General features: G+C 66.9%; 1 protein-coding gene. It reads left to right on the top strand.

The genetic code is table 11. The features are described from left to right. Nucleotides 1-3,009, top strand: a 3,009-nt coding sequence (locus tag B0W55_RS29170) for an AMP-binding protein (RefSeq protein WP_139341013.1), incomplete at both ends; no start/stop codon positions are given.

Raw genomic sequence — 3,009 nt, 5'->3', positions numbered from 1 at the left:
TTCTGGCCGCTGATCACCGGTGCCACCCTGGTGGTCGCCCGTCCGGACGGGCATCGCGACCCGGCGTACCTGAGCCAGCTGATTCAGCAGGAACAGGTCACCACCCTGCACTTCGTGCCGTCGATGCTGCGCGCGTTTGTCGAGGAGCCCACCTTGGTGAAGTGCCAGAGCCTGCGCCAGGTGTTCGCCAGTGGCGAAGCGCTGCCGGCAGACCTGGTACGGCGCTTCATGGGTCAACACCCGGCGGCGCTGATCAACCTCTATGGCCCGACCGAAGCGGCGATTGACGTCTCGGTGTGGCGTTGCTCGGTGGACGACGTCATCGTGCCAATCGGCAAACCCATCGCCAACCTGCGCCTGTACATCCTCGACGAAGCCATGCAACCGCTGCCGATCGGCAGCATCGGCGAGCTGTACATCGGCGGTGTCGGCGTGGCCCGGGGCTACCTCAAGCGGCCGGAACTGACCGAGGAACGCTTCCTCGCCAGCCCGTTCATTGCCGGTGATCGCCTGTACCGCACCGGCGACCGTTGCCGCTTCCTGCCTGATGGCAACATCGAGTACCTGGGCCGTCTCGACCATCAGGTGAAGGTGCGTGGTCAGCGCATCGAGCTCGGCGAAATCGACGCCGAACTGCTGGTACAGGCCGGGGTGCGCGATGCCGCCACCCTGCTGCTGGATCAGCGACTGGTGAGTTTCTGGTGCGGTGAAGCAGATCAGCTCGCGCTGCAAAAAGTCCTGGGCGACAACCTGCCCTCGCACATGGTCCCGGGCTTGTTGGTGCAACTGGACAGCCTGCCGCTCAACAGCAACGGCAAGCTCGATCGCAAGGCGCTGGCCGCCGTGGCATTGCCGCAAACCGCCAGCGACAAGCCACACACCGCGCCGCGCAACGTTACGGAAACCGTGCTCTGCGAATTGTTCAGCGAACTGCTCGAATGCCCGTCGGTGGGTATCGAGGATCACTTCTTCCAGCTCGGCGGCCATTCGTTGCTGGCCACCCGCCTGGTTGCCCGAGTGCGCGAGCGTCTCGGCGCCGCGCTGCCGCTGGCACTGGTGTTCGCGCAACCGACGGTGGCGGCACTGGCCATTCACCTGCGGGCGGCAACGCCTGGTGAATCGATCGGCGCTCAGCAGCGGCCGGCTCGATTGCCGCTGGGCCTGGCGCAACAGCGGTTCTGGATGCTCAGCCGCTTGGTGCCGGACTCCCGCGAATACCACATGCCGTTTGCCCTGACCCTGCGCGGCGAGCTGAACGCTCAGGCATTGGCCGATGCATTCGATCAAGTCAGCCAGCGTCATCTGGTGTTGCGCAGCCGCATCGTCGAAATCGAAGGCGCGCCGCAGTTGCTGATCGACGATCAGGGCCCCGGGTTGGCAATCACCCCCGTTGACCCGCAGGACTGGACCGCTGCCTGCCTCGAGGCGCAAAACGCCTTGATGGCGCCGTTCGATCTGGCGGCCGCCGCGCCGTGGCGTGCGCACCTGTTGCAACGCCGGGACAGCGACGAAAACCACCTGCTGGTGTGCCTGCATCACAGCGCCACCGATGGCTGGGCCATGCAGTTGCTGATCGACGAACTGAGCCAGGCCTACAGCGCAGCCTTGAACGGGCAAGCGCCCGGTTGGCAGGCGCTGGACATCGACTACGTCGATTTCGCCCTGTGGCAGCAGCACCCGGACACCCAGGCCCGCCGCAACGCCAGCCTCGACTATTGGAAAAACCACCTGGGCCAGGACGACTACCAACTCGACCTGCCACTGGACCACCCGCGTGGCGCCGAAGCGGATCGTCGTGCCGGCCAGTTGACCCTCAGCCTCGGCGCCGAGCGTGCCAACGCCATCCGCCAGTTCGCCCGGCAACGCGGCACCACCGCCTATGTGGTGCTGGCCAGCGCCCTGAGTGCGCTGCTCGCCCGCTACAGCGGCCAGCGCGAGATTCGCCTCGGCACCCCGGCGGACCAGCGCGATCAGCCGCAGACCCAGGCCTTGCTGGCATGTCTGGTCAACACCCTGGTGATCCGCAGCGATGTCGATCAACAGGCCACGGCGGAGCACTTGCTGGCCCATCTGGAAGCCGATCTGCGGGCCGCCCAGGCCCACGCCGACCTGCCGTTCGCCACCCTGGTGGGCGCCGTGGCCCAGCGCCGCGACCTGAACCGCACGCCGCTGTTCCAGGTGATGTTCTCCCTCAACCACGGGCGCATGGACAGCCGCCAGTGGCCGGGCCTGCACATCGAAGAACAAACGCTGCCGGTGATCGACGCCAAGTTCGAACAAAGCTGGGAGGTGCAGGACGACGGCAGCGACATGATTCTCGCCCTCGAATACCAGTCGGCACTGTTCGATGAGCTGACGATGCAACGCTGGAGCGCGCAATGGTGCGCCTTGCTCGACGCCCTGGTGGCCGCGCCGCAGCGCAAACTGGTGGAGCTGTTCCCGCAGCAGCAGGACCAGCAACAACTGGACCGCTGGAACGCCACCGATCGCCACTACGCCGGCCCGAGCAACCTGCACACCGCCCTGCTCCAGCAAGCCGCCCTCACCCCCAAAGCCCCGGCGCTGGTGTTCGAAGGTCAGCGCCTGACTTACGCCGAACTGGATCAGCGTGCCCAGCACCTGGCCCGTGCCCTGCGCGCTGCCGGTATCGGTCGCGAGTCCATCGTGCCGGTGTGCATGGAGCGTTCGGTGGAAATGGTCGTGGCCCTGCTCGGCACCGTGCATGCCGGGGCCGCGTGGCTGCCGCTGGACCCTGAGTTGCCGGCGGCGCGTCTGGCGTTCCTGATTGCAGACGCCGAGGCCCAGGTCACGCTGACCCAGCCGCAGTGGCTGGCCAACCTGCCGGCCGGGCACCCCGCCTGGACCCTCGACGCCCTGCCCCAAGCGCCGGCGGGCGAACCGCTGAGCGTTGAGCCAAGTGATCTGGCCTACGTGCTCTACACCTCCGGTTCCACCGGCCAGCCCAAAGGCGTGATGAACGAACACGGCGCCCTGATGAACCGCATCCAC

It is taken from the genome of Pseudomonas sp. KK4 (assembly GCF_001984065.1).
Taxonomy (GTDB): Bacteria; Pseudomonadota; Gammaproteobacteria; order Pseudomonadales; family Pseudomonadaceae; genus Aquipseudomonas.
The sequence above is the reverse complement of the archived record's forward strand: the minus strand, read 5'-3'. Positions and strand labels throughout refer to the sequence as shown.